This window comes from Bacteroidales bacterium (assembly GCA_021157585.1).
GTDB lineage: Bacteria > Bacteroidota > Bacteroidia > Bacteroidales > UBA12170 > UBA12170.
Genome location: JAGGWH010000107.1, coordinates 1 through 7,004, shown reverse-complemented (window position 1 = coordinate 7,004; position 7,004 = coordinate 1). Strand labels below are relative to the sequence as shown.

Sequence of the window (7,004 nt, the reverse complement as noted above, 5' to 3'; positions counted from 1 at the left end):
TTTTTTATTTCTTCGGGCTTATCGCTCTGCAATTCTATATCTATATTCAAAAAGCCTTTTTTATAATCATCACTTAAAAACGGCTCCACTTTAAAATCTCGAATAGAAGTTTTAGGACGCGCTTGCAGATATACATCTCGCTCTATTCCACTGATACGCCAAAAATCTTGGCACTCTAAATACGAACCATCACTCCATCGATAAACTTCAATAGCAATTAGGTTCTCACCTTCTTTTAAAAAAGAAGTTATTTTAAACTCAGCCGGCAACTTACTGTCCTGACTATAGCCCACTTTTTCGCCATTCACCCAAAGATAAAAGGCCGACTTTACGGCTCCAAAAGTTATAAAAACTTCTTTGTTTTTCCAGTTTTCCGGCAATTCAATAATCTTACGATAAGAGCCTACCGGATTCCAATCGTGACGTACAAAAGGAGGATTAGGATTCTTAGTCCATTCATAAGGATGATTCACATAAATAGGAATTCCATAACCCTCCATTTCCCAATTTGATGGAACAGGAATTTCTGTCCATTGAGTATCATCAAAATCGTTTTTATAAAATTCTTTTGGTCTTGATTCAGGGTATTTAGACCAGTGAAACTTCCATTTCCCATTCAATGACAAATAATTATTAGACTCCTTTGGCTGCAAATCCATTGCATCACTACGACTTGGAAAAGAATAAAAAGTAGCATGTGCTTTTTCTTTATTGACGTCAAAAATCTGTTCGTTTTCCCAATTGTTGGGTTCAGTTTCCTGAGCGCTAATCTTGCTAAAAAACAAAATCGGGACAAACAAAAACAGAGCAATAGATTTATGCATATATTATAAAACTAAGAGAAACTTAAATATAAATTTATAACCGATAATACAGCAATAATATACATTAAACCCGAAATATCTTTATACTTGGCAACAGACAACTTTACAATCACATAAGCAATAAAGCCAAAAGAAAGACCTGTTGAAATACTGTAAGTGAGAGGCATAAGAATAATGGTTAAAAATGCAGGAATAGACTCTGAAAAATCGGAGAAATTGATTTCACGGATATGCTTGAACATAAAAACACCCACTAAAACCAAAGCCGGAGCAGTAGCATAAGCAGGAACAATACCAATTAATGGAGCAAAGAATAAAGTAAGAGTGAAAAGTAAAGCCGTTATCACGGAAGCAAAACCTGTTCTTGCACCATTTGCAATTCCTGTTGCAGACTCAATATAAGTTGTAGTAGTAGATGTTCCTAAAAGAGAACCAACTAAAGTAGCCGCTGCATCGGCTTCCAATATACGATCCAAATACTTAACATTCCCTTTTTTATCTACAAATCCGGCTTCGTAAGAACAAGCCACTATACTTCCCACGGAATCAAATAAATCGACAAACATAAAAGAGAAAATAACACCAAGCAAACTCCATTTGAAAGCAGATAATATATCGAGCTGAAATGCTAAAGGAGCAATAGATGGTGGAGTAGAAATAAGGGTATCAGGCATACTTACTTTCCCAAATAATAAAGCAGCAAGAGTTGTTAATATTATTCCATACAATATTCCACCATTCACTTTTCGCACAACCAAAATAGTTGTTATCGCTAAGCCGAATAGTGCAATAAGCAAAGTTCCTGAAAATGCACCTAAGCCAACCAAGGTTGCATCGTTATTAACGATTAAACCCATATTTTTAAAGCCAATAAAAGCAATAAACAAACCTATTCCGGCACCGGTTGCCAACCGCAGAGAAATTGGAATTGCATGCACTAAACGTGTTCTAAAACCGCTTATGGTTAAAGCAAAGAACAAAACACCGGATAAAAACACTACACCCAAAGCGGTTTGCCAATCAACCCCTTGACCAATTACTAAACTATAGGTAAAAAAAGCATTAAGCCCCATGCCCGGAGCCATTGCATAAGGCACTTTTGCCCATAAACCTGCAAATAAAGTTCCAATAATAGTCGCTAAAATGGTTACACTAATAAGTGCTGCTTGGTTCATTCCTGTTTCGCTCAAAATAGAAGGGTTAACAAAAATAATATAGGCCATGGTGAGGAAAGTCGTTGTTCCTCCAAGAATTTCTTTCTTATAAGAAGATTTTCTTCCTTTAAAATCAAAAAATGATGCAATCATAACAGAGAAATTTGAATTCAGCAAATTAAGAAATTTTGCTCAATTCCAATACGAAAATTTAACATTTAATCTAGGAGAATTCGGTTACGCTTTTGAGTCGCGCCCCGATTTACATTTCATTCACCATCATTCTATGCATTCAGCAAGTTGGAAGGAATTGTACAAATTGAACTTTATTCTTCGTCCAAGCTTAGATACTCATCCGCATCAATAATCTTGGCATAAGCTCTTAATGTCATTAGTTAAATTGGAAAATAGATTCGATCTTTTGGCTTACAAAATAATGAATCATTTGCTTACAACGATGAATATCTCCAAAGGAAAACTTTCCTTAGAAGAAGGCTTCGCTCTAGTTTCGTCGAATAAACTGGCCAATACCTCAGGTTTCCAGTTTTATCAGAATACCCGATCCAAACTAAAACAATTCAACAAACAATATTTGTACGAAACCAATGTTGGTGCTGGACTTCCATTGATTGACACCATAAAACTTCTACACGATTCGGGTGAAAACATTACAAGAATACGAGGCGTATTTTCGGGTTCTTTAAGCTATTTATTTAATACGTTTTCTTCTGAATAAATCTCTTTTAGCGCTATTTTAGAAAAAGCCATAGCAAAAGGGTTTACGGAACCCGATCCACGAGAAGATTTATGCGGAAACGATGTAGCAAGAAAATTACTCATCCTAGCCAAAGAGCTGGATCTGAAAAATAAATTCGACGATATCCAGATTAAAAACCTGATTCCTAAAAACCTGAGAGATCATGTTTTGCGCTATATAAGCGATTTGTATGACGATATTGTCATTCAAGGAGCCGGAGCCGAAATAACGGCCCGTGGTGTTTTTGGTGATTTATTGAGAATAGCTGAAAAAAAATAAAACCTAAACATTTGTGAAGAAAATTCGCTTATAATCTTAAAATTCAGGGTTCATTATTCGTTGATCTATATCTAACAATTAAAAAATTTATAAAGCCTAAAATAAACAATGAAATTATAGGTTTTTTTAATCTTTAACTGGATAATAAAGCACTCCACTTTCCCATCAAAAATACTCCCTATTTAGAACAAATATAAATTACATTTTTAAATGTTAAAATTATAACAGTGTTATAATTTTAACGCTATTTTCGCGGTATAAAGGTATTTATGTACCTATTTGCGTATCTATCTATTTAATGGATAAATATAGATCCTAAATAATTATAAAGTGAACAAAATCAGTAGATTAATAAAATTAAACTTATGAGATTAAGATCGTTAGTGTTTATAATGGGTTTTTTAATCCTTGCCGGTTGGGCAATTGGTCAGACCGTAAAAGTTGATGGGGAGATCCGTCCCCGTGCAGAATTCAGAAACGGATATAAAATATTACCACTTGAAGATGCAAATTCCGCTTTTGCCATTTCGCAGCGAACACGCTTTAATGCGTTCTACAGCTCTACAACATTTAAAGCCTATATCAGTATGCAAGATATACGTGTTTGGGGAAATGTAAATCAGTTGGATGCTGGTGCTTATAATCAATTTGGTATTCATCAAGCTTGGGGAGAATATTTTTTCAACGAAGGCTTTTCTTTTAAAGTAGGTCGACAAGAGTTGGTCTACGATGATTCTCGAATTTTCGGAAATGTGGGTTGGGCTCAACAAGCCAGAGCACATGATTTGGGCTTATTCAAATATGAGAAAAACAATCTTAAACTTCACTTTGGGTTGGCTTTCAGTCAAAAGAATGAAGCCTTATTTGGCACAGACTATTACGCTTCCTATGCAGGCGGAGTCTATACTATGAATAAAAATTATAAAGCGATGCAGTTTGTGTGGTTACATACAAAAGTGGGAAAAGCAGGCTTGAGTCTCTTATTCCTAAATAATGGTATGGAATCCGTAACGACTACGGGTTCAACAGATGAGTTTAAAACTTTGTACAGTCAAACTATTGGAGCACGTTTAACACCAACATTAGGACCAGTTAAATTAGCAACAGCATTTTACTACCAAATGGGTAAAGTTGGAAACGACAACTCATCATTATCTGCACTCTACTTTGCACTCCAAGGTTCGATAAAAGCAGCTGAAAGCACGACTATAATTTCAGGTTTTGAATACTTATCTGGAACCAGTTTAAAAGACAAGACGGAAAACCCAAATGATTTAAAATCTTTTACTCCTCTTTACGGAACCAATCATAAATTTAATGGTCATATGGATTATTTCTTTGTGGGAAATCACGGGAATAATGTAGGTTTAATCGATATCTATGCAACATTAAAACACAAAATGGATAAGTGGTCGTTTTTTGCCACACCTCATTATTTTATTGCTGCGGCTGATGTTACAGAGCCCTTATCTGGTGGTGGTTACACTAATTTAGACAAGGGATTAGGTTTGGAAATTGATTTGGGATTAAGCTATTCAGCACAAAAGAATATGGCAATAAGTCTTGGTCTTTCTCAAATGTTTGGAACAGAAACATTAGCCCATATAAAAGGCTATACTTCCACAAGTAATTATTCCAAAGGTGGAACATGGGCTTACCTGATGTTTAGCTTCAAACCTAACTTTTATACAAGTAAATAAATATTTATCAATCTAAATAAAACAGTATGTCGAACATTTTAAAAGCAATATTACCTCCTCCCGGATGGCAGTTTACAGTGGCCATTGTAGCTGGAGTGCTTTTTGGTTTGGCGGTATATGTGCTTTACATTTCCAATGCGGTTTCGTATTTATCTGATGATCCTAAAACCTGTATCAATTGCCATGTTATGAATCATGAATATGCATCATGGTTCCATAGCTCGCATAGAGAGCAGGCAAGTTGTAACGATTGCCATGTCCCTCACGACAACATCTTTAACACTTATTTTTTCAAGGCAAAAGATGGTTTGAGACATGCTACAGTTTTTACATTACGACAAGAACCTCAGGTAATTAGAATTAAGGAAGAAGGTGCCAAAGTGGTACAAAACAATTGTATTCGCTGTCATAACGAATTAATTACCGACCGCAAGATGTTATCTTCTACCAAGACTTTCGATCATTTTAGAACCGAAGGTCGCCAATGTTGGGAATGTCATAGAGAAGTGCCACACGGAAGGCTCAATAGTCTTTCTGCCGCACCAGATGCACTAATACCGGAAACTAAAAATCCTATTCCGGAATGGATTAAGAATATGGTTAAATAAAAAACTAAAAAATAATATATTATGAGTACGCAAAGAAAACCAATCGTAAATTGGATAATATTTTTCACCACGATAGTAGTGGTATTCTTTCTTGGTTTGTTGGCCTCGTCCATCACCGAAAGAAGATCAGAAGAACCTGTTGCTTTAAAGCCTCAGGTTAAAATAGCTCAGTTCGATCCCCGTAACGATGTTTGGGGAAAAAACTACCCTACTCAACATGAATCTTGGGCAAAAACCGAAGAAAGTGATTTCAAATCCAAGTATAACGGAAACGCCATGATTGATATGTTGGAAGTGGATCCTAGATTAGTTGTTATGTGGGCTGGATATGGTTTCTCCAAAGATTATAATCAAGGTAGAGGTCATATTTACGCCATCGAAGATATTAGAAATACATTGAGAACAGGTGGGCCAACAGACGATAACGACGGACCAATGCCATCAACCTGTTGGACTTGTAAATCTCCTGATGTTCCTCGTATAATGAATGAAGAAGGTGTAAGCGAATATTATACGGGAAAATGGGCCAGATTGGGTGCCGAGATTGTGAATCCTATTGGTTGTGCCGATTGTCATAATAATGAAACTATGGAACTTCAAATTTCTCGTCCAGCACTGGTGGAAGCCTTTGAAAGACAAGGAAAAGACGTAGCAAATGCAACGCATAACGAAATGCGCTCTTTAGTTTGTGCTCAATGCCACGTGGAGTATTATTTTGATAAGAACAGACCCGGAAGTGAAGGCTCTGCTTATCTAACTTTCCCCTGGGATAATGGTACTAAAGTTGAAGAAATGGAATCTTATTACGATGCTAAGAATTTTAAAGACTGGACGCATAAATTGAGTAAAGCACCAATGCTTAAAGCTCAGCATCCTGGATATGAGGTTTTCTCTATGGGAATCCATGGCGAAAGAGGTGTTAGCTGTGCTGATTGTCATATGCCTTATATGACTGAAGGTGGACGTAAATACACCGATCATCATATTCAATCTCCTTTAGATAATATCGAGAACTCTTGTATGGTTTGCCACAAAGAAAAAACTGAAACCTTAGTTAAGAATGTATACGATCGTCAAGACAAGATTATTGAAAATCGCGATGAGTTAGAGAAATTATGCGTTCGCTTGCATGTTGAAGCCAAAACAGCTTGGGATTTAGGTGCTACTGAAGATCAAATGAAAGACATCTTAATGGATATCCGTCATGCACAATGGCGCTGGGATTATGCTGCTGCTTCTCACGGAGGTTCTTTCCACGCTCCTGTTGAAATTTCTAGAGTTATTGCCACAGGTATTAACATTGCCCAAGAAGGCAGAATTAAACTTGCAAGACTACTTATGACCCTTGGTTATTCAGGAGAAGTTCCTTATCCAGATATTTCTACTAAAGCTAAAGCTCAGGAATTTATTGGAATGCCAATAGAAAAACTTATCAAGGAGAAAGAAGAGTTTAAGAAGAACTTAATGCCAAAATGGGATAAAGAAGCACAAGAAAGAGAATCAAAAATGACAACAACTTACGTTAATAAATAAATGTAAGCATTGATAATCAAATGAAAAGCTATCCGTCAGGCTTTGGCGAGAGTCGAACGCTAACGGATAGCTTTGTTAAAGAGGTAGTACACGTATGACTAAAAGAAGATTATGGGAAAATAAATGGTCTTATAAAGAAGGTTTTATAA

7 protein-coding genes are annotated in these 7,004 nt (G+C 36.1%); 5 read left to right on the top strand and 2 right to left on the bottom strand.

The features are described from left to right. Together J7K39_07715 and J7K39_07710 are read right to left on the bottom strand one after the other, a co-directional pair. On the bottom strand, positions 1–824 hold an 824-nt coding region (locus J7K39_07715; GenBank protein ID MCD6179776.1), incomplete at its 3' end, for a beta-galactosidase. 11 nt (positions 825–835) lie between these two features. Then, positions 836–2,131 carry an NCS2 family permease gene (locus J7K39_07710; GenBank protein MCD6179775.1) on the bottom strand — a complete coding sequence of 432 codons (1,296 nt, stop codon included), beginning with the start codon at positions 2,129–2,131 and terminating at the stop codon, positions 836–838. A 232-nt stretch (positions 2,132–2,363) separates the two neighbouring features. Between J7K39_07710 and J7K39_07705 the strand changes: the two genes are divergently transcribed. The 5 genes from J7K39_07705 to nrfA all read left to right on the top strand — a co-directional run bounded on the left by J7K39_07705 (position 2,364) and on the right by nrfA (position 6,855). After that, positions 2,364–2,714, top strand: coding sequence for a hypothetical protein (locus tag J7K39_07705; protein MCD6179774.1), 351 nt, complete (start codon positions 2,364–2,366; stop codon positions 2,712–2,714). Beyond that, positions 2,715–3,014 carry a hypothetical protein gene (locus J7K39_07700; GenBank protein ID MCD6179773.1) on the top strand — a complete coding sequence of 100 codons (300 nt, stop codon included), beginning with the start codon at positions 2,715–2,717 and terminating at the stop codon, positions 3,012–3,014. Between the two features lie 365 nt (positions 3,015–3,379). Next, entirely contained in the window at positions 3,380–4,714 is a 1,335-nt protein-coding gene (locus J7K39_07695) for a hypothetical protein (GenBank protein MCD6179772.1), read from the top strand. A 26-nt stretch (positions 4,715–4,740) separates the two neighbouring features. Next, positions 4,741–5,322 carry a cytochrome c nitrite reductase small subunit gene (gene nrfH / locus J7K39_07690; GenBank protein MCD6179771.1) on the top strand — a complete coding sequence of 194 codons (582 nt, stop codon included), beginning with the start codon at positions 4,741–4,743 and terminating at the stop codon, positions 5,320–5,322. A gap of 21 nt (positions 5,323–5,343) precedes the next feature. Beyond that, on the top strand, positions 5,344–6,855 hold the full coding sequence (gene nrfA, locus J7K39_07685; protein ID MCD6179770.1) for an ammonia-forming cytochrome c nitrite reductase: 1,512 nt from the start codon (positions 5,344–5,346) through the stop codon (positions 6,853–6,855). Positions 6,856–7,004: the final 149 nt, after the last annotated feature.

What these genes read in the sequence shown, in the direction of transcription:
- nrfA (MCD6179770.1), top strand. Translation starts at nt 5,344, where the DNA reads ATGAGTACGCAAAGAAAACCAATCGTAAATTGGATAATATTTTTCACC.
- J7K39_07695 (MCD6179772.1), top strand. Translation starts at nt 3,380, where the DNA reads ATGAGATTAAGATCGTTAGTGTTTATAATGGGTTTTTTAATCCTTGCC.
- nrfH (MCD6179771.1), top strand. Translation starts at nt 4,741, where the DNA reads ATGTCGAACATTTTAAAAGCAATATTACCTCCTCCCGGATGGCAGTTT.
- J7K39_07705 (MCD6179774.1), top strand. Translation starts at nt 2,364, where the DNA reads ATGTCATTAGTTAAATTGGAAAATAGATTCGATCTTTTGGCTTACAAA.
- J7K39_07710 (MCD6179775.1), bottom strand. Translation starts at nt 2,131, where the DNA reads ATGATTGCATCATTTTTTGATTTTAAAGGAAGAAAATCTTCTTATAAG.